The sequence below is a fragment of the Nocardioidaceae bacterium genome (genome assembly GCA_018672315.1).
Classification (GTDB): domain Bacteria; phylum Actinomycetota; class Actinomycetes; order Propionibacteriales; family Nocardioidaceae; genus TYQ2.
In genome coordinates this window covers 2,544,375-2,567,849 of record CP076053.1, presented here as the reverse complement: position 1 = coordinate 2,567,849, position 23,475 = coordinate 2,544,375, and the positions used below count along the sequence as shown (strand labels likewise).

General features: G+C 70.5%; 20 protein-coding genes. 5 read left to right on the top strand and 15 right to left on the bottom strand.

The annotated features are described in order from the left end of the window. Nucleotides 1-40 precede the first annotated feature (40 nt). From KLP28_12420 to KLP28_12370, 11 genes are all read right to left on the bottom strand, one after another. The gene (locus KLP28_12420; protein QWC84375.1) at nt 41-1,843 is read right to left on the bottom strand and encodes a VanW family protein; all 1,803 of its coding nucleotides are present in this window, start codon (nt 1,841-1,843) and stop codon (nt 41-43) included. Beyond that, on the bottom strand, nt 1,840-2,223 hold the full coding sequence (locus tag KLP28_12415; protein ID QWC84374.1) for a hypothetical protein: 384 nt from the start codon (nt 2,221-2,223) through the stop codon (nt 1,840-1,842). Before KLP28_12415 ends, KLP28_12420 begins: the two co-directional genes overlap by 4 nt. A 1-nt stretch (nt 2,224) precedes the next feature. Next, entirely contained in the window at nt 2,225-3,172 is a 948-nt protein-coding gene (gene mshB, locus KLP28_12410) for an N-acetyl-1-D-myo-inositol-2-amino-2-deoxy-alpha-D-glucopyranoside deacetylase (GenBank protein QWC84373.1), read from the bottom strand. A 14-nt stretch (nt 3,173-3,186) separates the two neighbouring features. Beyond that, nucleotides 3,187-4,341 (bottom strand): HNH endonuclease, encoded by a 1,155-nt coding sequence (locus tag KLP28_12405; protein ID QWC84372.1) that lies wholly within the window; start codon nt 4,339-4,341, stop codon nt 3,187-3,189. 206 nt (nt 4,342-4,547) lie between these two features. Continuing rightward, entirely contained in the window at nt 4,548-4,832 is a 285-nt protein-coding gene (locus KLP28_12400) for a hypothetical protein (protein QWC84371.1), read from the bottom strand. Further along, complete coding sequence (locus KLP28_12395; protein ID QWC84370.1) at nt 4,829-5,269, bottom strand: (deoxy)nucleoside triphosphate pyrophosphohydrolase; 441 nt, start codon at nt 5,267-5,269, stop codon at nt 4,829-4,831. Before KLP28_12395 ends, KLP28_12400 begins: the two co-directional genes overlap by 4 nt. Continuing rightward, complete coding sequence (locus KLP28_12390; GenBank protein ID QWC84369.1) at nt 5,266-6,165, bottom strand: hypothetical protein; 900 nt, start codon at nt 6,163-6,165, stop codon at nt 5,266-5,268. The genes KLP28_12395 and KLP28_12390 overlap by 4 nt, the downstream gene beginning before the upstream one ends. A 47-nt stretch (nt 6,166-6,212) precedes the next feature. After that, nucleotides 6,213-7,511, bottom strand: a complete 1,299-nt coding sequence (locus KLP28_12385; protein ID QWC84368.1) for a hypothetical protein — start codon at nt 7,509-7,511, stop codon at nt 6,213-6,215. 19 nt (nt 7,512-7,530) lie between these two features. Further along, complete coding sequence (locus KLP28_12380) at nt 7,531-7,899, bottom strand: hypothetical protein (GenBank protein QWC84367.1); 369 nt, start codon at nt 7,897-7,899, stop codon at nt 7,531-7,533. Further along, complete coding sequence (locus KLP28_12375; GenBank protein QWC84366.1) at nt 7,896-9,143, bottom strand: hypothetical protein; 1,248 nt, start codon at nt 9,141-9,143, stop codon at nt 7,896-7,898. Before KLP28_12375 ends, KLP28_12380 begins: the two co-directional genes overlap by 4 nt. Nucleotides 9,144-9,509: 366 nt before the next feature. Beyond that, complete coding sequence (locus KLP28_12370) at nt 9,510-12,848, bottom strand: hypothetical protein (protein ID QWC84365.1); 3,339 nt, start codon at nt 12,846-12,848, stop codon at nt 9,510-9,512. Between the two features lie 388 nt (nt 12,849-13,236). Between KLP28_12370 and KLP28_12365 the strand changes: the two genes are divergently transcribed. Further along, nucleotides 13,237-14,685 (top strand): hypothetical protein, encoded by a 1,449-nt coding sequence (locus KLP28_12365; protein ID QWC84364.1) that lies wholly within the window; start codon nt 13,237-13,239, stop codon nt 14,683-14,685. Nucleotides 14,686-14,950: 265 nt separating this feature from the next. Here the strand turns inward: KLP28_12365 and KLP28_12360 are convergent, their stop codons facing one another. Further along, nucleotides 14,951-18,286, bottom strand: coding sequence for an MSCRAMM family adhesin SdrC (locus KLP28_12360; GenBank protein QWC84363.1), 3,336 nt, complete (start codon nt 18,284-18,286; stop codon nt 14,951-14,953). A 472-nt stretch (nt 18,287-18,758) separates the two neighbouring features. Between KLP28_12360 and KLP28_12355 the strand changes: the two genes are divergently transcribed. From KLP28_12355 to KLP28_12345, 3 genes are all read left to right on the top strand, one after another. After that, nucleotides 18,759-20,159 carry a hypothetical protein gene (locus KLP28_12355; GenBank protein QWC84362.1) on the top strand — a complete coding sequence of 467 codons (1,401 nt, stop codon included), beginning with the start codon at nt 18,759-18,761 and terminating at the stop codon, nt 20,157-20,159. 85 nt (nt 20,160-20,244) lie between these two features. Beyond that, nucleotides 20,245-21,081 (top strand): thioesterase family protein, encoded by an 837-nt coding sequence (locus tag KLP28_12350; GenBank protein ID QWC84361.1) that lies wholly within the window; start codon nt 20,245-20,247, stop codon nt 21,079-21,081. Nucleotides 21,082-21,138: 57 nt separating this feature from the next. Continuing rightward, nucleotides 21,139-21,981, top strand: a complete 843-nt coding sequence (locus KLP28_12345) for an NAD(P)-dependent oxidoreductase (GenBank protein QWC84360.1) — start codon at nt 21,139-21,141, stop codon at nt 21,979-21,981. Between the two features lie 56 nt (nt 21,982-22,037). Here the strand turns inward: KLP28_12345 and KLP28_12340 are convergent, their stop codons facing one another. Together KLP28_12340 and KLP28_12335 are read right to left on the bottom strand one after the other, a co-directional pair. Beyond that, the gene (locus tag KLP28_12340; GenBank protein QWC84359.1) at nt 22,038-22,439 is read right to left on the bottom strand and encodes a PIN domain-containing protein; all 402 of its coding nucleotides are present in this window, start codon (nt 22,437-22,439) and stop codon (nt 22,038-22,040) included. A gap of 20 nt (nt 22,440-22,459) precedes the next feature. After that, nucleotides 22,460-22,687 carry a plasmid stabilization protein gene (locus tag KLP28_12335; protein ID QWC84358.1) on the bottom strand — a complete coding sequence of 76 codons (228 nt, stop codon included), beginning with the start codon at nt 22,685-22,687 and terminating at the stop codon, nt 22,460-22,462. An 88-nt stretch (nt 22,688-22,775) separates the two neighbouring features. On the opposite strand from KLP28_12335, the gene KLP28_12330 reads away from it, so the two are divergent. Continuing rightward, nucleotides 22,776-23,015, top strand: a complete 240-nt coding sequence (locus KLP28_12330; protein ID QWC84357.1) for a hypothetical protein — start codon at nt 22,776-22,778, stop codon at nt 23,013-23,015. Between the two features lie 119 nt (nt 23,016-23,134). Here KLP28_12330 and KLP28_12325 read toward each other — a convergent pair whose 3' ends face one another. After that, nucleotides 23,135-23,449, bottom strand: coding sequence for a hypothetical protein (locus KLP28_12325; protein QWC84356.1), 315 nt, complete (start codon nt 23,447-23,449; stop codon nt 23,135-23,137). Between the last annotated feature and the right edge of the window lie 26 nt (nt 23,450-23,475).

The window sequence follows — 23,475 nt, the reverse complement described above, 5'->3', positions numbered from 1 at the left end:
TCGCGAACGTTCGCCCAGTTCATCCGGCAGGTTTCCCCGGTCAGGGGTTGACGCAGACGATGTTCGGCAGGGGCCGGTAGGACGCCTCCAGGTCGTCGGTGCGCACCTGCGCGCCGCCGCCGGGTCGCAGGAGCGTCCGGGTGGCGGTGACGTCGAAGCCCGGCTGACCCGCGACGCCGACACAGCCCTCGGTGGACACGAACTCGCTCGCCGGGGACTCCTGGTCGGTGAAGGCCGAGAGCGACGTACGCACCTCGCGCCAGGTCGTCGACCACAGGGACACGGTCACCGCCCGGTTCCCACCCTCGGCGACCTCCGCGGTGACGAGGACGCCGTACGGGGAGGGGTTGGCGACGACGAGGTCGGTGACGCCGAACTGGACGGCGGCGTCGACGCCGATCGGGTACTCCTCGGGGTGCCATGGCATCGGGCTGCGCTCCTGCAGGTCCAGGGCGGACTGCCAGGCGGCGCTGGCGAGCGCGCTGGCCAGGCGGGAGAGCCCGGCACCGACCCCGGCGTACGTCTGACCGTCGTCGTAGCGGACGCCCTCGACGAAGCCGCGCTCGGGCGTCGGGGGGCCGATCGTCTCGTTGAACGACAGCGACTCCCCCGCCTCGATGAGCGTGCCGTCGAGCTCCTCGGCGCCGCGCGCGAGGTTGGTGTCGCGGAAGGGGGCGCTCGCGTACGGGATCTGCACCTCGGCGAGCTGCTCGGTGATCTCGAGCTGCTCGGCGGCGGCGGTGGTCAGCTCGGGTCGCCGCCGTTGCAGCGGCACCCGGAGGACGCGGTCGGCGACGTCGGCGGCCAAGGTGGCCTGCCGGAAGCGCAGGACCAGCGGCTCGGTGACGACCCGCTGGCCGACGACGGCGGGCTCGATCTCGACGCGTCCGTCGACGACGTCCAGCTGGGCGTCGCGTCCGGCGTCCAGCAGGTCGGCCTGGCTGAGCGCGAGGGACACCCGCAGCGGCAGGCGCTCCTCGTTGACGGCGAGCTCGAGCCGGCCCTGCACCGGCGTCAGCGAGACGAGGTCGGTGTAGTCGCGGGGGGCGAGGCGTACGACGTCCTGCCCCACCCGCAGCCGCACGGGCCCGGAGACGACCGGCTCGGCGATCTGGGTGACGGCGCGGCGTACGTCGTCGGCGTCGATGTCGGGCAGCGCGGGCTCCAGCGGCAGCTCCACGACGTCGGCGTCGAGCCACTGCGACCGCAGGGTCGCGACGGCCTGGACACGGTCGAGCCGGGTGCCCTCGACGGGCTCGACGACCTCGTAGTCGGCGCCGCTGATGAGGACCTCGCCCTCGACGGGCGCCTGCTCGGCGTCTGCGACGACGTCGTCGAGGAACGGCAGCAGCGTCGCGCGGTCGACGTCGACGACGGCGTCGAGACTGGTGCCGCCGGTGTAGAAGTCCCACAGGTTGGCCGGCAGCCAGCGCGATCCGCCGGCGGCCTGGTCGACGGTCGCGGCGTAGTCCACCGACAGTCCGAGCGACGACGGCGACCGGAGCACCTGCGCGCCGGCCACGGTGAGCTCGACGTCCTCGCTCGCGCGGGTCGCGAGTCCGTTGCGCAGCGTCAGCTCGGCGGCCGCGGGCTGGACCCCGCCGACGTCGACGCCGGCGACGGTGGTGCCGGGGGCGATGCGGTCCCCGGCGTTGAGCACCGCCCACACGTAGCCGGCCCCGGCGACCAGGACGACGGCGACCAGTACTGCGAGGGCCGCGCCGGCGCCGCTGCGCTCGGGCCCACTGGCCGGGTCGCCGAAGTCGTCGCCACCGACGCCTCGGCTCCGCTCGTCGGGTCGGTCGTCGGCGGCGTGCTCGTCGTCGGGACCGGTGGCATTCACGGCGACGAGGATAGAGCCCGGTCGGGCTGATTCCGTGGCCACGTGGCCGCGGCGACGACGAGGAGAATCAGGCCCACCAGCGCGAGGAAGACGCTGCGGACGTCCTGGGTGACCACGATGTCGCCACCGGGGCCGCCGCGGGCGGCGAGCAGCACCGCGAGCGTCCAGCCGACAGCTGCGGCCCCGCGTACCCGTCCCGGCGGTGTCAGCAGCAGCGCGGTCGTGCAGGTGACGGCGACCAGGGCGAGGCCCCAGTCGTACGCGTAGAGCGCCACGCTCGCGACGCCGGCGACGACACCGCAGGTCAGTCCGGCAGCAGGACCGGCCACGGAGCCGGCGACGCCGCGTACGTCGCGTGCGCCGCGTACGCCGGGAGCCACCTCAGTCGGCCGTGAGGCCGGCGAACAGGTCGGTCTCGAGCTGACCGTCGACATCGGGGTCGTCGCCGCCCTCGGGGTCGGGAACGGCCTCGCCCTTGACGATGCGGAAGTACTCCGCCGCCCACGCCTGCTGCCCGGAGTTGTCGGAGAGGGCGAAGAACGGCCCGTCGGTGGTGACCTGGGTGGCGTGGGCGCGCAGCGCGGCGAGCTTGGTGTCGACCAGGGTCTCGTCGGCGACGACGGTGGTGACGTCGGCGTCGGGGGTGATGAAGCGCGGCAGCGGTCCGTCGGGGTCGAGGCCCTCGAAGGAGGTGGTGTCGCCGGCGGCGCGGATGGCGCGCAGCCCGGCGCGCATGCGCGACTCGGGCATGGCCCCCCAGTAGATCTTGGGAATGTCCCAGGCCTCGCCGAGCTCGCGGCGGTAGGAGGGGACGGCGGCGAGCTGGGCGGCGTACATCGCGACGCGGTGGGCCTGGATGTGGTCGGGGTGGCCGTAGCCGCCGAACTCGTCGTAGCAGACCAGCACCTGGGGACGGACCTCGCGGATCACCTCGACGAGGTCGTTCGCCGCCGCCGTGAGGTCGGCGCCCCAGAACGCACCGGGGTGGATGTGCTCGCCGGCCACGGCGTGGCCCTCGTCGTGCCAGACCATGCCGGAGTCGCGGTAGGCGCCGAAGCCGCCGAGGAAGCGGTGGTCGGTGACGCCGAGGATGCGCATCGCCTCGGCGAGCTCGATGCGTCGGTGCTCGGCGAGGCGGTCCTCGCGGTCGGAGGCGAGGTGCTCGAGCTCGGGCACGAGGATCTCGCCCTCCTCTCCCCCGGTGCAGGTGACGAGGGTGACGTGGGCGCCGTCGCGGACGTACTTCGCCATCGTGACGCCCTGGCCGATGGTCTCGTCATCGGGGTGTGCGTGCACCAGCAGCAGGCGTCGGTCGGGCAGGTCGCTCATGCGCGCGAGCCTAGTCAGGGGGCGCTCGCTGCGTGAGCGCGAGTGAAGACGATGGACCCGTCGGGTTGTCGTCGGTGCTGGTAGCCGCCGTCGTGGATGCGGCGGTGGTGGAACGCGCACAACGGGACCATGTCGTCCAGATCGGTGGCGCCGCCGTGGGACCAGGGTCTGGCGTGGTGCAGCTCGGTCCAGGCGTAGGGGGTCTGGCACCCGGTCGCGGCGCAGGTGGTGTGCCGGGTCGCTCCCGCGAGGCGTTGGGCCTCGGAGAACAGGCGACGTTGCCTGCCGAGGTCCAGCGGTTGGGACTCCCCACCGAGCACGACGGGCACGAGCCCGGAGCTGCACGCGAGCCGCCGGGTGGTCGCGGCAGAGAGCCGCTCACCGGTGTCGATCCCGGCCGCCTTCACCGCCCCCGCGAGCGTGGTGTGGTCCATCGTGACCACGAGGGTCGTCGCGGTCTTGCCCGAGAGCCGGTCGGTGGGCAGGTGCTCGAGGAGGGCCGCGAACGCGACACCCCGCTCGTGCGCCCAGTCCCGATCGATGCTCTGACCGCCCTGCGCGTGTGATGCTCCCAGCGCGGCGCGGCGGGGTGCGGTCATCGCGGCCAGGATCTTGCGCAGCACCGATCCGGCCAGGTGGGGGACGGTGAAGTGTCCGGTCACAGTGCCATCAGCGTTGTCGTGCAGCGTCAACCGGGCCTTGGCCAGGGCGCGGGACTCCTCATCGACGAGCTGCGCGTCCTCGTGCGCATCGACCACGGCGGGGTCGGGTTCGACGACCTCGAGGACCCGGCGGGCGTGGCGCCGCAGCTGGGTCGGGTCCAGGGTGCGGCTGCGCTCGACGAGCCGCTGCTCGACGGTGGCCCTGTCCTGGGCGGACAGTCCGGTGGGGAGCTGGGCGGTGGCGTGCGCGATCACCGCGGCGTGCTCGCGGGAGACCAGCCCGGCGTCCAGGGCCTGACTGGTGGCGGGGAGCCGCTGGTCGAGGTCGGCGGCCAGACCCACGGTGCGGGCAGCGGCTGCCCCGGTGGTGCGGGTGCGAGCAGCCAGCCAGTCACTGGTGGTACGCACCCCCGCATCAGAGGCCACGGTCGTCTTCGCGGCCGCGGCGACCAGCCGCAGCTCGTACGCCTGCAACCGCGCCCGCGCCCGAGCGACCTCAGCGATCAACGCATCACACTCCCGCGACGAGAGCCCCTCGACCGGACCCGCAGCGTCGAGCGCGTCATGAACCGAACTGACCGTCTCCCGCGGACCCCGCACACGCGACCGCCCAACGATCGGGGCGGGGTCCAGGAGCGAGGTCATGCCTGCATGCTAATCGAACATGCGTTCGAATGCATGTCGGACACGCGTGCCTGTGGACGAGGCCGTGCTCACTCGCGCGGCGGTCGGTGGTGACGCCTCGGCGCAGCCGGCAGGTCCAACGGGGGCCTCGAGTGCGGGGGCGGTTCGGCGTCGAGCCAGCCGTCGTACTCCTCGCACAGGAGGTCCAGGGCGGCCTCGGGCGCGTCGGTGCGTACGGCCCAGGCGTGGTCCTCGTCGTCGTCCTCCCCCGCGAACGGCTCGCGCGCCGCGGTCGCCTCGAAGCCGTCGGCACGCAGGCGACGGGCGACGGCGAGGGCGTCGTCCTCCTCGCCGAAGATCGCGCGGGCGGTCATGCGGGGTCTCGCGGCTCGGCTGGCGCCTCGCTCCTCGACCACCGAGTAGCTAACTGGTCGACGAAGGGCAGGTCGGAGTCGAGCCAATCGACCTCTCGCAGCTGTCCGGCTGCCACCCACTGCACCGCTGAGTGCTCGTGGGGCGCCGGGACCCCGGAGACGAGGCGTACGAGCGCGACGCGCAGCACCAGGCCGGCCTTGACGGGGACCTCCCCGTCCAGCCACTCCAGCACCTCGGCCTGCACGTCCAGCTCCTCCGCGAGTTCGCGCACCACCGCGTCCTCCGGGCTCTCGTCGGGCTCGACCTTGCCGCCGGGGAACTCCCAGCGCCCGGCGACCTCGGGCGGGTCCGTGCGCTGGGCCGCCAGCACCTGCCTGTCGTCTCCGTCGCCGTGGACGATGGCGGCGCCCACGACGAGTCGGGGCGTGCCCTTCATGAGTCCGGGTCCTCGACGGTGCGCTCGAGCTGCGTGCCGGCGTCGCGGAAGCCTCGCGCCAGGGCGTGCTCGACGAGGGTCTGGTCGGCGGTGCCGGGCACGTGGGCATCGAGGCGTACGAAGCCGCGGTCCCGAGCCCAGGACCGCAGCGCCGCGTCGACGCCGTCGAGCGCGGAGGTGTCGAACCCACCACGCAGCCGGAGCGCGTGGAGCACGCCCCCGCGGACGGTCACGCCGCTCTCCCCCGCGGCCTCGACCTCACTGACCCAGACGTCGGCGACGACGCCATCACCCTCGCGGAGGGTGAGGAAGTGCTGTCCGGAGCTGCTGCGCATCGCGCGGAGGGCGGCACGGTTCGGCGTGCGCGGCATCGCGGCGAGCGTACGAGCGGAGGTCAACCAGGCCAGGAACGACGCGGCGTCCTTCTCCCCCGCCTCGGCCACCTCGAGCGCGTCGCCGGACGGCTTGCGGGAGAAGCGGGAGCGCCCCTTGGGCGTCCGGGGACCGACGGCGTCGCCACTCAGGTCGAGGGTCAGGTCGCGGCCGACGACGTCGAACCCGGCGGTGGTGAACGTCGCGAGGGCGGACTCCCCCGCCCAGGCGCGGAAGTGGGTGTAGCCGCCGCGCGTGAAGTTCTGCACGACCGCCTCGACGACCGTGGTGGCGAGGGCATCGTCGGTGACGTCGAGTGCGCGGATCTCGGCGGTGAGGCGTACGCCGGGCTCGGCGCGCACCAGGGCGTTGGCGACGGGGCCGGTGCGGGCGTACACGAGCACCCCGACCTCGGTGGTGCCGGGCCGCGCGGGGAGGTCGAGGGCGTCGCCGCGACCGGCGTGCCAGAGGGCGTACTCCTCCGGGCTCAGGGGGCGTACGCGCAGCTCGGCGGGTGGGACCATGGGCTCACCGTACGACTCGGTGGCCTCGGTATCGCGGCGGCTCCGGCTCAGCGGATGCGTGCACGCCAGACGCGGTCGATGGCGCCGTCCGCGGTGAAGAGCACGACGCGGTAGCCCGTACGCGCCTCCTCGTCGCGGTCGCTCACGCGGAACCGGACGGTGCGGCTGTGCTCGGCCGTCGCCTTTCCCATGTCGGCCGTCGACTCCCGGACGGCGCGTCGCTCGACCAGCTGGAAGGCACCCCGCTCGCCCTGCGCGCGGCGCGAGAACTCGACGCGACCGCCGTCGACCCGCGGTGGAAGGGCCACGACGCTGAGGTGGTCGCTGCCCCGGTCGTCGTGGGCCACCAGCCGTGGGCGGTAGCAGCAGTCGCGGCCGTACGACATCTCGACGTGCACGTGCTGCGACCGTGCACGGAGGTTGCCGTCGGGGGCTGCCCCGTCGCGGTCGTCGTTGGCCACGACGAGGGTGACGATGCCGGTCTCGAGCCGGTCCGTGGTGTCGCTTGGGAGGACGAGGTCCGCGGCGATGCGACCGTGTGGGCCCGTGGTGCGGGTGACCAGGCGGGAGCCGGTGCCGGGGGTCGGGTCGTCGTACTGGTCGACGAGCAGGCTGAGGGCCGCATCGGGGGCTCGGCCGGCGTCCTCGGTCGGCCCCGAGGGGGCAGGGATGTCGGCGCGGTAGCTGAGGGCGATGTCGCGGCCGGGCAGCGGGGTGCCGTCCTCGAGCGCGAGGCGGGCGCGGACGCTGCCGGGGCTCGCGGTGGTGCGCGCGGCGGGCGGCGGATGACCGGCCTTGTGGTCGCTGATGACCAGGGGCGACTGGTCGAGCGTCAGCGAGGCCTCGCCGATGGTGAGCTCGAGGACCTCGTCGTACGCGTCGGGGCCGACCTCCCGTACGCCCTTCGGGACGAGGCCGGCGTGGAGCCGGTAGACGCCGCTGACGCGTGCTCCGATCGGTGGGATCACGTCGATCGTGGAGACGTCGCGCACCGTCTGGTGTGTGACCACGGGGCCGGAGCGAGCCGGCGGGCGAGGGCTCTGGGCGATGTCGTCGAAGGGGTCGACGGTCCAGTACGTCCGCAGCTCCTCCTCCGCGCCGACGGGGACGGGTTGCCCGGCGAGGTCGGTGACGGTCACGGTGATCTCGCTGCGCGCGCTGTCGCCGGTGTACTCGTCGACGTCGAAGGCGAGACCGTCCTCGGAGTGCGCATCGAGGAGGCGGGGCGCCGTATCGCTTTCGGTCTCGGTCTCGAGCGCGTACGCCGCCACGGGCACGAACACCAGCGCGAGACCCCCGACGACGGCGGCGCAGCGTTGCCTGGTGCGTACGCGGACCACCCTCATCACACCTCGAGCGCGAGAGTCATCGGACCCGCCTCTTGTTCGAGACCGAGCGTGGGTAGTCCCCCTCGGCGGCGCGGAGGACGACGCGGTACTCGGTGGCCTCGGCGCCGTTCCGGTCCTTGACGCGGAAGCGCACGTCGCCGTGCTTGTTGGACGTCTTGGTGTCCATCAGCCAGCGCAGTTTGCCGGGCGAAGCCGTGCGGAACAGGTCGATGGTGCCGCCCGCGGTGTAGCGGGGTGCTTTCACAACGAGGACGTCAGCGCGCGCGCCGTTGTGCTCTGCCCGCAGCTGCAGGTAGGGCGTTGGCAACGGCGAGAGGGCGTACGCTCCCGATGCGCTGGTGACGAGTCCGACCGTGGCGATGGCTGTTGCGATGCGCGCCCTCATCGGATGCGCTGACGGTTCGAGGGGACAGTGCACGCCGCGCCGGCGTGCATCACGGCGCGGTACGTGGCGGGTCGTCGGCCGTTGCGGTCCGGCACCGTGAATCCGACGTTGCCGCGGTAACCGGCGCGGTCCCGGCCGACAAGCTGGCGGCCCCGGCCGAGTCCCGTGCGGTAGAGACGGACGACCTCACCCGCGATGAGGCGACCGCCCTTGGCGAGCATGAAGTCGTCCTGGGCGCCGTTGCTTCGCCCGCGTAGCGACAACAAGGGGTGCACGGGGGCGGGCGGGTCGTCCGAGGCCTGGCCAAACTGTGTGGGAACGGGGTCGCCCGGGGCGTACAAGTCCCCCTGCACCGTGGACCATGGCAGGTCGCCCCGGAGGAATGGGCTGTCGACCGGGATCTGCTCGGCAGCGACGGACAGGGTGCCCGACTCAGCCACCGCGGTGGACTCGCACGGCGTCCTTTCGTTCCCGGCGAGGTAGGCCTCGAAGATGCCGTCGCGATCGGTCACGCGACCGGTGCTCGTGCGCGCTCGCAGGGGGCGGGTCGCGTACGAGTACGGCAGGAAGGTCGCGGACCTGGCGCCACGGTCGGTCGCGGGCGTGTAGTCGAGGCTGATGAATCGACGCGGCAGGGTGGTGCCGTCCTCGAGGGCGAGCGTGCCGCTGATGCGGACGACCTCCTCGAGGTCGGCGACCAGCTCGTCCTGGTCGAGCGTCAGCGCGGCGTTGCCGGCAGTGACGCTGTCGATGGCGGCGTACGGCGGTTGCGCCGCCGTCTCGGCTTCATTAGCGGGCGTGACGAGGGTGGCGTGGAGGGTGTGGACACCAGGTACGGCCTGCTGTGCCGGGAACGGCACGTCGAAGATGTCACCGCCGAGTGCGTCGCCGTCGCCGGTGTATCGGGGGTCGTCGTTGACCTCGAAGGAGCCCTCGGTGTCTGGCACCCGTATCTCTTCGGCCGAGGGGTCGAACGGGTTGATGGTCCAGTAGTAGCGGACCTCGGCCCCGTCAGGCGCGCGCTCATCGGAGAACCCCCGTCCGCTGCGGCTCACGACCGCGACGGAGGTGTCGTACGAACCGGGCCCGTCGTACTCCGCGAAGTCGAACGCGGCTGCGTCGCGCGACGACAGCAAGAGGTCGAAGTCGTCCGACGTCTCGGCGGTGGCCGTCAAGGACAGCGGTGAGGTCACGAGGGCGGCGGCGGACAGCGCAGCGACCAAGCGGGGCGTACGACGGGGCATGGGGGTCCTCTCGACTTGCTGCCCTTCGTGGGCGTTATCGGGAAGACGTCGTACGCGGGGCGCGAGGTTCCGTCGGCATTGAACCTCCTTGGTGCGTACGCCAGAAGGCCCGGACGCCTGTCGCTCGGGAGAGCGACGAGGCGTCCGGGCCTTGTGGGTGGGACACGGGAAGCGACCCGGGACTCCTCACGGCAGCGGCGTCGCGAGGTGCCCCGGGCCGCGATCGTGGACCCAGTTTGAGCAGGTCCAGCCCCCGTCAAGGAACTGGAGCCGACCCAGGTGGGCGAAGCGGCCCCCGGCCGGAACCGGGGGCCGCCCCACCTCTGGGACGGATGGTCAGCTCACGCTGACCGCGCAGCCGTCAGGTCAGCGGACCTGACGACGGTTCGACACCGCGCGGTTGTACTCACCAGCGGACGGCGCCAGGAAGGCGCGGTACTGGGTGAACTTCTTGCGGTTGCGGTCGGCCACGCGGAAGCGCACGTTGCCGAACTGGTTGGACTGCTTCACCGCGACGAGCTGACGCGGCCGGTTCTTGAGACCCGTCTTGAAGAGACGGACCGTGCCGCCGGCCGTGTAGCGCGGGCCCTGAACCAGGAGACGGTCCGCCTTGGCGCCGTTGTTGCGGCCCTTCAGCGTGATCGTCGGGTCCTGGACACCGCCACCGGCACCGAAGGTCACCGTGTCGCTGACCTGGGATGCCGGCTGGACCGTGCCCGGGTCACCCTCACCGTTGAAGTCGATGCTGCGTCCGCTCCGGCCGATCGCCGTCACGGTCGCATCGCCAGCGGCCTGGCCGGTGAACACGTACGAGATCTGGCCGTCGGCACCAGTGAAGCCATCGAAGTCACCGTTGCCACGGTCCTCCGAGTTGCCCGGACCGTTGCGGAAGAACTCGACGTACAGGTCGTCGATCGGCTCACCGGTCTGGTCGAGAGCAGTGTACGTCTCAGTAACCGTCTCACCGACAGTCGCCTGATCGCCGGTGTTGTTCTCCAGCGTGAAGGTGCTGTTGGCGTAGTCGATCGCGTAGAAGTTGACCGTCAGAGCGTCGGTCACCGTCTCCTCGGCATTGCGGTACTGAGTGTCCGGCGCCGTGCCGGCGTCCCCTCCATCGGCCGCCAGCGTGCTGCGGTCGTTGGTCCAGCTGACGGTGACCGTCTCGTCCTCACCGGAGGTCGAGTCGAGGGTCGCGTCGAAGCGCTCGTCGTAGTCCGTCGTCCCGGTCCGCTCGAAAGCGTCTGAGTCCGGGTTGTTGCTCGTGATCGAGAACGGCTCGCCACCGACGCGGTTGCCGAACTGGTCGAAGGTCTTCACCAGGAAGTTCACCTGGTCACCCTGCTGAGCCTGCGGCAGGTTGCTCGAGTCCGAGGTGCTGTCGTCGAACTCGAGGGTGATCTCGCCTGCGTTAATCGGGTTCTCAGACGTGAAGCCCTGTGCCTGGGTGTCAGACGCGCTGCCGGACGTCGCGGTGATCGTCGCGTCCACCTGACCGTCGTCGTCAAAGCCCTCATCGCGACCGATCGCGATCGAGAACGTCGCCTGACCGGCACCGTTGGTGGTCACGGTCTTGGTCTGGCCGTCGTTGTCGAACACACCGGTGTCGTCGCCCGCGGCACCCTGCGGCACACCGTCGGTGAAGTACCCGTCGGTGGTGGTCAGGGTTACCTGCTGGTTGGACAGGAGGCGCGACTCGTCCGCCGCAGTGGCCGGGTCGTTGGCGGAGCGCACGGTCACCGTGTAGGTCTCCAGCTCGCCAGCCACCTCGTCATCGGCATCGCCGCCGCTGATCACCACCGTGGCGGGGGTGGTGCCGTTGGCGAGGAACTGCACCTGGAGGGTCCGGTCCGCAGCGTTCGGGTCACCGTCGGGCTCGTTGCCCGTCGTGGTGGTGATGCGGTCCTCGGTCGACGCAGTGACCGTTCCGGTCTCGTCCGCGGCGGCGGTGTTCGCCGGAGCGGCCGGGTCGTCGAGGACGGCGGAGAAGGTGCCGTTGCCGTCGGTGGTGAGGTCGATGCTGCGCGCGTCGGCCTGAGGCTGCCCGGCGGCGTTGTTGGGCTGGTTGAACGCGGCGCTCTGCGCGTCGGTGCCACCGGTGGAGGCATCCTCGGCGTAGTCGAGCTGGACACCGCGTGCCGGCAACCCGGTGCCGTCCTCGAGCGAGAGCTCACCGGAGACGGTGGTCTCGCCGCCCGCGGTGGACTGCACGGGTGCGCTCTGGTCGTACGACAGCGTCGCCTGACCGGCCTTGAAGCTGCCGACCTGACTGTTCGCGATGCCCTGGCCACCCGTGACGGGCCGCTCGTTAAGGTCCGCGAAGACCCGGTAGGTGCCGGACTCGGCACCGGGCGGCAGGGCCAAGTTGTAACGACCGCTGTCGGTCTCCATGGCCGTGAAGGTGCCCGTGGTCGGGAAGCGCCGGGTGGTCGAGGTCGCGCTGAAAGGCGTGAACTCGTAGTAGTAGTCGACCGTCTGGCTATCGGTGTTGAGGTTGTTGCCGTTCTGGTCCTTGACCTGCACGTACAGGTCGTCGGCCTGGTTCTCGTCGAAGTCGAAGGCCGAGCCGTCGGAGGACACGAACTGCAGCGAGCTCGGGGCCTGCTGGAACTCGCTGACGGTCACGTTGTCCGAGCGCACGTCGCCGCGGGTCGCCTCGAAGGGGTCCGAGTCCGTCGCGTTCGCGTAGTAGAACTCGGTGCCGTTGCCCTGCGTGTAGGTCACCTGGCCGTCGGCGTTGGTGAACTTCGAGGTCGTGGTCCCGTTGGCGCCACTGTCGAGCACCTCGGCGCCAGCGATCGGGTTGCCGTTCTGGTCGGTCACGGTGACCGTGACGTTCGCGGTCTGACCGATCGGCACGTTGGTGCGGTTGGCCGTGGCGGTCACGGTGGTGATGGTCTGCTGGTAGAGGGTGTAGCCCTCCACGTCGTCGGAGTCGCGCTCGGCGCCGAGGGCAACGAAGTCGGGGTCCTGGGCGGCGAAGTTGTAGGGCGCGTCGCCCTCACGGAGGTCGTACACGCCCTTGAAGGTTCCGGTGGTGGCGCCATCAGCGGCCGTGACCGCGAAGTCCTGCTCACCCGTCTGCACGCCGGTGGGACGGGTGGGCTCGCCGGTGGACGTGGTGTCGGTGTATCGCGACACGGTCACGTCGCCGCCGGTGGCCGACGTGGTGCCGGAGACAATGACGTTGAAGCCGTTCTCCGTGGTGTCGTAGTTCGGCTGCTGGAAGACACCAGCCTGCGAGGCCTCGTTCAGGTTGACCGACTCAGCGGCCTGGCCCTGTCCGACGATCTGGACGTCCTCGCGGACCTCCGCGTTCGGGTCCTCGACACCGGTGGGGCTGATGCCGACGGCGCGAAGGTCGACGGTCACGCCGACCAGGGTGGTCGCCCACTCGAAGGAGAAGAAGCCGTCGTCGTTCCGGTCCACGGTGGCAATGGTCTGCCACGGGTTCTCGGTTGCTCCCGCGGCTGCCGCGATGCGGTACTCGAACCGCGTCGTAGTGCCGGCCTGCGCTGCACTGTCCGCCTCGAGACGGATCGTCGTGTTCTGACCATCGTTCTTGATGGAGGCGAGGCCGGTGTACTGGCTGATCACCTTGGTCTCGTGGACGGCGTTGGCCACGCCCGCGAGCATGGGTGCGCCGGTAACTGCGAGAGCGGCGACGGCCGTGCTGGCCAGTCCCCGCTTGATGCCGCTGCTTGCCATGAAGGATTTCCCTTTCGGTCCTCCCGGCGGGTGTGTCCCACCGGGGTTGGTCCGGTCCCGAGAGGACCGGGGTCGGCGCAGGCTAGGCGTCGACCATTCGCGACCGTAGGTACGGGAGACACGCGTTGCGCCCGAGTTGCACAATCGAATGTCAAGATACAAATCGCTTGGATGTTTGCGTTTGCAACCGCCAGACTTCAGCAGTTTCGGGATCCCAGCCGTCGACTCGGGCGGCGGTTAGCAGGAGGTACGGCGAGTGGGTGTCGGCAGCGCTGACGCGGATCCGTCCCAACGTCCAAAGCCCCCGCGGGGCAGACCGTTCTCCCTCCCCAGCGACCAGACGCCGCTGACAGCGACTCGCGGGGGCGAGCAGACCCGCTTCGGCTGGTTGCTGGCGACGACCCGTCTCTACGCCTTTCCGGCGCATCTCGCGCGCCGCGTCGACCTCTCCGAGCACCTGCGCTCCATCGGCATCGCGTCCGACCAAGCTCGTCTGAGTCGGTGGGAATCCGGGTCGGCGGCGCCGAACGTGCGGGTGCTTGAGGCGTACGCGTCACTCGCAGACCGCGCCACCGACCCCCTGGTGCCGGCCGCGTACGCGCTCTCCGCGGTAATGCCCGACACCCACGGCGCCCAAGACTCTGACGAAGCGCGCGCCGACCTCGACGCCCGCTTCGACAAGCTGAGTGGCAGCTGGACCGTCATCACTGGACTCGAGTGGCTCCGGCTTGCTGACCTGCTCACCCGCATGCCTGGTCTTTATCTCTCCCCCGTCGAGCGTGAACGACTCACCGGACGGCTGACCGACGAGCTCATGCGATCCACCGGGAGCGAGTTCGTCGCGCGACGAGCTGCGCTGAAGATGCTCGCAGGACATCGACCGACGACGTTTGCCGTGCTTGATGCTCTCGAGAACGTCGTCAGCTCGTGGGCCTCGCCGGTGACACCAGAGGTCGTCTCTATCCTCGCCCACACCGAGCACGCACACGCGAGCGCCGTAGCCCTGCGAATGCTCACCTCTGAGGACCACAACCGGCGCGACGGCGCCGCTTGGGCTCTCGCGCACACACTGAGCTCGCCCTCGCTCTGCGCCGAGACGCGCATGATGATCGAACGACGTGTTGCGGCGCTGGACGGTCAGGCATCGAAGGCCCGCGCCCTCGTCGATGTGGCCGCGCGTCTCTCCGCGCTCCCCGGCCAACGATTCTTCGACCAGCGCAATAGGCCCGAGCGAGAGCGCATCATGGCGGTGAAGCGTACGGGCGAAGAAGTCCCTGCGGCCCGTTCACTCGAGGTCGTCGAGCCGCTCGTCTCGCACACGCTGTCGTCCATGGCACCCGTTGAGGGCGGGATCCAACCCGACGAGATGCTGCACCGACTCGTCCGTGAGTCGCTGTTCCACGGGCACGCCGAGCGCCGCTATCTGGCAATGACCACGGTCATGTCGTCGTCGTACCGCAACGCCTTGGCCGAGGCCGCCCTAAGCTGTCTCGGCGAGTACGGCGAGGACGTGGACGAGCGACTCCTCAGCGCGTTGTGCTGGTGGGCGGGGCCCGAGCAGAGCCAACGGCTGGTCGCCCTCGTGGACACGTGGAGCCACGGCCGCGTACGCGCTCTCGCGCTTCGCGCTGTCGTGCGCTGCGGCGTCGGAGTGGACGAGGTACTCACCTCAGAGAGCATCCAGTCGTCCTCAGGACGTACGCAGAGCGCCGGCATGTACGCGGCCGGCATGAACGGCTCCTCCGTATTGAGCAAACTGGCGCACACGCCTGGCCCGCACCGAGCGCAAGCGGGATGGTGGCAAGTCTCCGGCGCGGGAATCTTCGAGCAACGCTGAGTCCAGACAGCACGAACCCCGGATGCCTCGTCAATGGGAGGCACCCGGGGCGAGTGCAGGAACACGGGAGCGACCCGGGACTCCTCACGGCAGCGGCGTCGCGAGGTGCCCCGGGCCGCGATCGTGGACCCAGTTTGAGCAGGTCCAGCCCCCGTCAAGGAACTGGAGCCGACCCAGGTGGGCGAAGCGGCCCCCGGCCGGAACCGGGGGCCGCCCCACCTCTGGGACGGATGGTCAGCGCGAAGCTGACCGCGCAGCCCTCAGATCAACGGACCTGACGACGGTTCGACGCCGCACGGCGGTAGTTGCCCTCGTCCGGGCGGATGAAGGCCCGGTACTGGGTGAACCGCTTGCGGTTGTTGTCCGCCACCCGGAACCGCACATTGCCGAAGCGGTTCGAGGTCTTCTGACCGACGAACACCCGAGGACGGTTCTTCAGACCCGTCTTGAACAGGTTGATCGTGCCACCGCGGGAGTAGTTCGAGCCCTTGATGAACAGACGGTCAGCCTTGCCGCCGTTGTTGCGACCGCGGAGCGACAGCTCGGGGCGACGGTTCGGGTCGAAGCCGGGGTTCACCTCCTCGTCCTCACCGAACGTGACGGTGTCGGTCAGCGTCGCACCATCGATCGGCGCGCCGGTGGCGTCGTCCTCGTAACCGACGGTGGACACAGTCGCCTGGCCCTCCGTGGTGCCGATGAACGTGTACGAGATCGCGCCGTCGGGACCGGTCTGGCCCTGAGCGACCTGACCACCGTCCTGCTGGGTGTCCGGACCCGTGCGGAAGAACTGCACGAACACGTTCTCGATGTTCTCGCCGAACTGGTCGACGGCCGTGAAGGTCTCCACGACCGGGGTGCCCGGCTCGACCGTGTTGTCGTCACCCGCGTTGTTGGTGAGCGTGTAGACGCCGTTGTCGTAGTCGATCGCGTAGAACTCGGCCGTGGCGGTGTCGGTGAAGTCGGTGTTGTCGTCCTCGCCGGCCTCGCTGTAGTTCCACGTCGCCGTAACCGTCGAGGTGATGTCCTCGGCGGCGTTGGCGTCGATGACGACGTCCTCGTCGTCGACGAAGTCCGTGATGACCGTGCCGTTCTCCTGCGCAGGCACCTCTCCGGCAGCAGGCGTGTCGTCGTCGGTGTCGACCGAGACGTTGCCTGTGGCGTCGATGTCGACCTCGGCGCCGCCGACCGGGTTGCCGAACTGGTCACGCGCGATGACCTCAAACGCGACCGTGTCGAACGTCGCCTGGGCGCCGTTCTCGTTGTCCGAGTCCTGGTCCGCCGAGCGGACCAGCTCGACGGCCGACCCGTTGAGCGGGTCGCTGCTGTCGAACTGGTAGTCGTCGGAGTCCGAGGACCCGGCGCTGGTGGCCGTCACATCGGCGTCGACGAGACCGTCATCGTTGAAGCCGTCGTTCTGCCCGATGGTGAGGTAGGCAGTGGCGACGCCGTTCACGGTCTCGACCGTGATGGTCTGACCCTCGGAGTCGTACTCACCCTCCTCGCCGTCAACCGTGGTGTCCTCGGTGAAGTAGCCCTGGTCGGTGGTGAAGGTGACCTCGGTGCCGTCGGCGACCGGGTTGCCGGCGGTGGTGTTCACCGTGGCGGTGTAGGTCACGATCTCACCGGCTGCCGCGCCGTCGTCAGGGTCGTTCAGGCCGAGGTTGCTGACCGAGTTGTCGGACGTGAAGTCGAGCTCGACCTCGTCCGACTCGTCGGCGTTGCTGGTCTCGTCGCCGTCACCGTCGGGGTTGATGTCCGACTCGTCGGTGTCGGCCGTGGCGGCGGTGATCATGTTGTCGAGCTCGGCGCCCTGGTCGTCTGCGTCGGCCGTCTGGGGGTCGCGGGCGGTAAAAGACACCACCCCGGACTCGTCCGTTGTCAGGCTCAACGACTGGACCAGGTTGTTGCCCTGCACGAGGCCGGAGTCGGCCGTGCCGTCACCCGGGGCGAACTCATTGCCCTGCTCGTAGGTCACGTCGATGTCGCGGTTCGGCAGCTCCGTGCCGGACTCGAGCGCCAGCGTCGCGGTGAATGCCTGCGAGTCGCCAGCGTCGGCCTCGACCTCACCGTTCTCGCCGCCGCCGGGGTTGATCTCGAGGGTGGACTCGCCCGCCTCAACCGTCAACACGTTGGTGTAGTCGATGAAACCCGACTCCGGGTTGTTGCCCGTGCCGTTGATGGTGTCGCCGGTCAGGGCCGCGCTCAACACGTACGTGCCGTCGGCGTCACCGTCGATCTGCGGGAGACCGACCTCGTACTGACCGTTGTCGTCGTCCTCGTTGACGTAGTAGTCCGGGTCCGCGTCCTCAGCCGGGTACTGAACTGTCTCGCCACCGTCCGCCGGGGTGAAGTTCCAGCGGTAGTGCAGCTCCTGGTCCCCCTGCGGCGACGTGGGCTGACCGTTCTGATCGAGGATCTGGACCGTGAGTTCGGACTCCGAGCCCTCGTCCGTGCTGGTGTTGTCGCCGTTGCCGGAGACGAAGTTGCCGTTGTACTCGTCGAAGTCGAAGGCGGCACCATCGTCGGAAGTCGCCTCGAGCGAGTCGGTCTCGGGGGCGTCGCCCGCTGGGGTCGTGACCTCGTCGGTACGCACCTCGGTCGCGCTATCGAAAGCGTCGTTGCCGTTGAGGTCCGTGAAGTAGCGGTCGGTCGTGGCGTCGCGCTGCTGCAGAGTCACCTGACCGGCCTCGTTGGTGACACCAGTGGAGCCGGTGTTCTGCGAGTCGACCTGGATGCCAGCGACCGGGTTGGTGCCGTCGGTGACGGTGATCGTCACGTCGTAGGTGCCACCGGCGGAGACGTTCTGGCTGTCGAAGTCGTTGTCAGCCGCCACTGCTGCGATGCTGAGGGTGCCCTGCTGAAGCTCAAACGCCTCGACGTCGTCGTCGGTGTTGTCGCCCAGCGTCGCGACGAACGCGATCTGGTCGGGCGTGCCGGCGCGGTTGTAACCCGACACGGTGAACGAACCGGACCAGGTGCCGTCCTCGTCGACGGTGACGTTGCCGTTGTTGGACGCGACCGAGACGCCGGGGACCGGCGAGGTGACCACGACAGCGGAGCCGGCGTCGGCGCTGGAGGTGCCGCTCAGAGAGACGACGAAGTTGCCACCGCCGCTGAGAAAGTACGAGAGGTTCTCACCATCGGTGATGTCGACCGTCGGCTGGTCACCGGTGAGGAGCACGTTGCCGGCCGGGTTGTTCGCCACGAGGGTCTGACCAGCGGCGTTCGTGCCGGTGCGGATGACCCGCAGGTCGACGGTGGTGCCGTTCGGCAGCGACGGGTCCCACTCAAAGGAGAAGAAGCCGTTGTCGTTGCGCTCGGCGACGGTCGCGATGTCGACCCAGACGTCCGGGTTGCCGGTGTTGTACTGGAACGTCACCGACGAGGTCCCGGCGCCGGCGCCCGCCTCGAGGCGGACCGTCTCGTCGCCCTGGGTCGAGGCCACACCCTCGCTCTGCGACAGCAGTGCGATCTGGTTGGCGGTGTAGAAGCCGTCGTTGCCGGCTGCCGGCTGGGCGTACGAAGCGCCCTGGAAGCCGGAGACTGCGAGTGCGGCGACGGCCGTTGAGGCCAGTCCCCGCTTGATGCCGCTGCTTGCCATGGAGGATTTCCCTTTCGTGGAGTCCTCTCCACGGGGCCTTCCCCCGCGGAGCTGATCCCCCGGGGCAGGTTCAACATCGCCCCAGGAGGGTCCGCAGACGGCAAGGCCTGCGGACCGCGCTCGACGCTAGGGGCGGCACGGCGGATACCGGCAGTAGTTGCATGCCAAGACGGACCTGTGAAACAAATAAGTACGCCAGGGCTTGAACCGTGTCTTGCCCGGCTCGTACGCAAGCAATCCTCGGCGCTCGGGAGCCCTCGTGAACTGGTCGAACTCGGACCCCCGGCAGCCCCTGGCGTCTACGGCGCCGCCGAACCGCGGCCGAGGTCGACCGTTCAGATTTCCTGACGACCCCACCCCCATCACGGCCACCGACGGTGGGGAGCGCACGCGGTTCGGATGGCTTCTCGCGGCCTGCCGCGTGTACGCCGCTCCCCCACCGATCAGCTCGCGGCGAGCTTTCGGTTCTGCCTTGCGCGACGTCGGAGTGACCTGCGACCAGGCGCGCCTCTCGCGCTGGGAGTCCGGTGGCCTGCCCGTGCCGCGGACGGCGGTGGCAGCGTACGAGGAGCTGTGCGGTCTGCCCCAGGGGCACCTGATCTGTCACGCAGCGTCGCTCGAGCCTGCGACTCGGGAGAACCCTGTCGTCGACGGGCCGGCGGCCGACGACACCCTCGACGAAATCTTCTCGGCCCGCGCGGAAGGCGGCCTCGACGGTGGTGCGTGGCTGCGCCTGGCCGAGACGCTCGCGACGTACGAATCGGTCTATCTCCCGCCGCAGCTGTGGGCCGACCTGACCGACGAGCTGCTGCGCGAGACCGTACGAGCGACCCAGCACGAGTTCACCGCCCGCTACGAGGCGATGCGCGTGCTTCTCGCGACGCCACGCGGACGGCGTGCCGGACTCAGGGCGATCGGTCGTTTCCTCACCGATCCCCACGCCCAGTCGGTCGCCCCCGCGTTGACGCTGCTCGGAGAGGTCAAGCACCGCAAGGCGCAGCGCCTCATCCTGAAGATGCTGGCGCAGGGGTCCGACCCAATCCGCTACGGCGCCGGCTGGGCGGCCGCCGCCGCGCTGGCTCGCGGTCACCTCGAGCCCGAGATCACCGGTGACCTCGAGAGACTCATGCACGCGCGTCTCGGCGGGGCGCCCGACGCGCACGTCGAGATCACCGACGTCATCGCCCGGATGCCGCCGAAGGCATTGGACCGCCTGCGCGCCGCCGCGGCAGCCGGCGACCAGAGGCGACGACTCGAGGCGGTGCTGCGTCACGGCCAGGTGCTGCCCCGCTCCCGCGTGCTCAGCGTTCTCGAGGACTGCGTGCCCCGCATCCAGGACGCCACAGCGCAGAACCGAGCGGTGGAACCGGACGAGATGCTCCACCGCCTCGTCCGCGAGGCGCTGTTCCACGGCCACCAGGCCCGTCGGCGACGCGCTGCGATCCTGCTGGCCGCCAGCCCGTACAGGACCGCCGTCGCGGACGAGTTCGCCGGCCTGCTCGAGCACCCGGAGCCCGTCATCGCCGCCCAGGCCGCCAGCGCGATGAGCGCCCTCGCCACCACGGAGCACGTCGCTCTCATGCAGGAGCGGTCGTTGCGGGAGGACACGGTTGAGGACCTCCGCGTACGACTCCTGTACGCCCTCGGCAGCTGCGGCGCCGACGGCGAGACCATCACGCCGGCGATCAGCGCTGCGCTGGCGACGACGTCGGAGACCCTGCGACGAGCAGCGCTCTTCGCCGCGGGCATGACGGGGTCGCCGTGTCTGATGACCGTCGCGCAGAGCGCCGGTGATCCCCTGGCGGGTCATGCTCGCTGGTGGCTGGAGCTCGGGCCGGCGATCACACCGGGTGGTTTCGAGACGGCCGCCTAGCGGCGAACTCCTCAACCACCGAGCAGACGGCCGCCTAGCGGCGACCTCCTCAACCGCTCGGGACGCAGTGCGGGAGACTGCGGCGGTGAGCGAGTACGACGACCTGACCCGCGTCCGACGCACCGACGGTGCGACAGGCGAGGGCGGTGAGCGCGCGACGTACGTAGGTGCCCTCGGCGACGCCTGGTCCATCGGCGCCGCCGTGAACGGCGGAGCGGTGCTCTCGGTGATCGGCGCCGCCCTGTCCGACCTGTTCGGCGACAGGCACCCTGACCCGCTCTCGGTCTCGGCCGTCTACCTCGCCCCGGGCACCGACGGTCCGTGCGACATCACCATCGACGTGCACCGGCGCGGGGGGCGTACGAGTGTCGCCTCGGCGACCTTGTCCCAGGACGGCACCGAGAAGGTGCGGGTGCTCGCCACCTACACCGACCTCGACCTGTGGACCGGTGAGACCCACCTGGCCGGCGAGCAGCCGGCGATCCCGTCGCCGGAGGACTGCTTCGGTCGCGAGTCCGCTCCCGACGGCGGACCGGAGCAGCCGCCGCTGACCCACCGGCTCGACCTGCGCTTCGACCCCGCGTGCATCGGCTGGGCCGTCGGCAAGCCGTCGGGACAGGGCATGCTGCAGGCCCAGATCGCGCTCGCCGACGGCCGCGACTGGGACGCGGTCTCGCTGCTGCTCGCCGCCGACGCCCTCGTGCCCACCACCTTCGACCTCGGCATCCCCGGGTGGGCGCCGACCGTCGAGCTCACCGTGCACGTGCGCGCCAAGCCCGCGCCGGGCCACCTCCACGTACGCCACGCCACCCGCTTCATGACCGGCGGACTCTTCGAGGAGGACGCCGAGGTCTGGGACTCCGCCGGCACGCTCGTCGCCCAGGCACGGCAGCTCGCGATGGTGCCGAAGGACGCGCGCTAACACCCCGACCTCCCGGGTAGGGGTTGTCGCAGACAACCTCGATCGTTAGGAGCGCAGATGCGCGTCGCAGTGCTGGGAACCGGGATCATGGGCCGCGCGATGGCCGCCAACATCGCCGCCGCAGGCCACGACACCGTGGTGTGGAACCGGACCCGTGACAAGGCCGAGGGCATCAAGGGCACCACCGTCGCCGACAGCGCCTCGGGCGCCGTCGCCGGACGCGACGCCGTCGTCACCATGCTCGTCGACGCCGACACCGTCCTCGAGGTGATGAACCCCGACGTGCTCGGCGCCGCGAAGGGCGCGGTGTGGCTGCAGATGTCGACCGTCGGCGAGGAGGTCTCGCGACTCGCCGAGGCCGCCGCGGACGCCGACATCCCCTTCGTCGACGCGCCCGTCGCCGGCACCAAGGCACCCGCCGAGCAGGGTGAGCTGACCGTGCTCGCCTCGGGCCCGACCGACGTACGCGAGACCGCCGACGCCGTCTTCGACGCCGTCGGCAAGCAGACCCACTGGCTCGGCGAGGACGCCGGCGCCGGGTCCCGCATGAAGCTGTTGGTCAACGGCGTGCTCGTGCACCAGGTCGCCGCCGTCGCCGAGGGCGTACGCGGCGCCACCGCCCTCGGACTCGACCCGGAGCAGTTGCTCGAGGTGCTCGACGGCGGCCCGCTGAACTCTCCCGTCGTGCAGGGCAAGGGGAAGCTGATGGTCGGCGGCAGCTTCGACCCGCAGTTCCCCCTCGAGCACGCCGGCAAGGACGCCCGGCTGCTGCACCAGGCCGCGAAGGACGCCGGTCAGGACCTGCCCGTGCTCGAGGCCATCGCGCAGCTGCACGCCGATGCCGTCGACGCCGGGCTCGGCCGGGAGGACATGGCGGCGATCGTCAAGCAACTGGACTGATGCTCCCGCAGGGCGCGGATGATGTCGAGACGACCTCGCCCAGCGGCTCGGCCTCCTCAACCGTCGGGGTGATCCGTCCACGGGTCGAGGACGGGCACCCCGAGCGGCTCGACGTACCGCACGTTCCGTGTCACCACCGCCATGCCGGCGGCCTGGGCCACCGCGGCGATGAGGGCGTCGTCGAACGGTGCGTGCTCAGAGCCCCGGTAGCCGGCCAGGATCCGTGCGGCCGCCAGATCGAACGGCAGCACACGCCCCGCGAACGCAGGCAGGACGTTGGCTTCCAACCACCGTCGTAGCACCAGCCCCTGGCTGGCGTCGACGCGTTCCTTGGCGACCACGCCACGCTCGATCTCGGCGACGGTGAAAGCCGAGACGAACTGAGCCTCGAGCGGCACCGACACCGCCCAACCCTCCACCGCCGGATGACGACCGCGCACTCTGAGCGCGGAGACCACGTTGGTGTCGAGCAGATACCTCACAGGTGCGCTGATCGAGCCGTCAGCCCCAGCCGCTCCGGCTCGAAGTCGATGTCCGCGCCCTCATCGGTGCCCAGCAGGTCGACGATCGTGGCAGGTTCGTCGCTCAGCGCCTCAGCGAGGGCATGGCGTGCTTCGGCCTCCAGCGATCGGTGATTTCGTGCGGCGCGCTTGCGCAGCGCCGCCTTCGTCCCGACAGGGAGGTTGCGGATAAGGATCTGCTCCACGGCGACTCCTTTGATATCACTACCACGATAACAGGGCGATTCTGCACGTGGAGATCTGCCAGCTGGGCCGCGGTGAGAGGTTGAAGGCATGAGTGGCGAGACGAGCACCAGCGACACGATGTTCGCGAGCCGGTCGGTGCGGGTGCACTGGGCGCGAGGCATCGCGGGGCTCGCGCTGGTCGTGCTCGCGCTGGCCCTGACGCCTGCGTACGGGGCCGGCATCTGGATCGTCGCCCTCCCCGCCCTCGTGCTGTGGCGCGGATGCCCGACCTGCTGGACGCTGGGACTGATGCAGACCAAGCAGGTCTGCGCGATCAGGGGTCGGTAGGTCTCGCGGCTCGCCTATCGGGTCGCACCTCGACCACCGGAGCGGCTCGCCTATCGGCTCCCACCTCGACCACCGCAGCGGCTCGCCTATCGGCTCGCGCCTCGACCACCCGAGCGAGATCAGGGGTCGATGACGGCGACCTGCAGCGCGGAGTCCGGGAACCACTCGACGGTCGCCAGCCAGCCGCGGCCCTCGCGGCGGACGAGGTAGACGACCTGCCCCTCCCAGCCGTCCGCCCCGCGGCGCCACTCGAGCAGCAGCCCGGCGCGCTTCTCACCCGTGTGGTCGGCGGCGTCGAGCACCCAGCAGTGGCGGGCAGGGCAGGCCGGCGTCGGGGGTGGTGACGCCGGCGTCGACGCCGGGTCGCGCCCGAGGCGTACGCGCTCCGCCATCGGCAGCCCCGTGCTGCCTCGCTTGTTCATGCCGCCTGCCATGACCCCACCATGGGTCAACCTTGCCA